Genomic DNA, 501 nt, shown 5'->3' on the forward strand with positions numbered 1-501 from the left:
GCTTTCAGTAACATGTGAAGGAATAGAACCTTTGTATTGATATTCCGATACCACTCCCATTCGAGAATGTTCCGGCTTATTTTTATGTAGTTTCCATCTCCTCCCAAAATATCACTCCCGTTCTTCAATCAGTACTTCGATGCGAGGTTCATTTCGATCACAGAAAAATTGGTCCGTAAACCCTATGACGTAGTCCCACCCATCATCTTTCAGCACACCGCATTTCACAAGTGCGTCCTGGATCACCTTCCTGCCAAAGCTTGACACATTGTCATGGTCCCTCCGCTTATTTGGCTCATACCATGAGAATTTAAGGAACACGGGCTTTTCTATATGTAACCGCCGTAACTGCTGTCTGATCGCCCATATGACGGTTTCCTCGTTGTCTTTCTTCATCTTCCCACCCTTATGCGGGTTTGTCCGGTTTGCTGCTGTATAGTCATTCAGGCCATCGAGGCGGCCAAATATCACCAACTTATATTCCATAGGCTCCTTTCCCCG

General features: G+C 45.7%; 1 protein-coding gene. It reads right to left on the reverse strand.

All coding sequences use genetic code 11. The features are described 5' to 3' along the window. Window positions 1-111 precede the first annotated feature (111 nt). Window positions 112-501: hypothetical protein (locus NE664_13315; protein MCQ4727611.1), on the reverse strand; the 390-nt coding region annotated here is incomplete at its 5' end.

It is taken from the genome of Anaerotignum faecicola (genome assembly GCA_024460105.1).
Classification (GTDB): Bacteria; Bacillota; Clostridia; order Lachnospirales; family Anaerotignaceae; genus JANFXS01.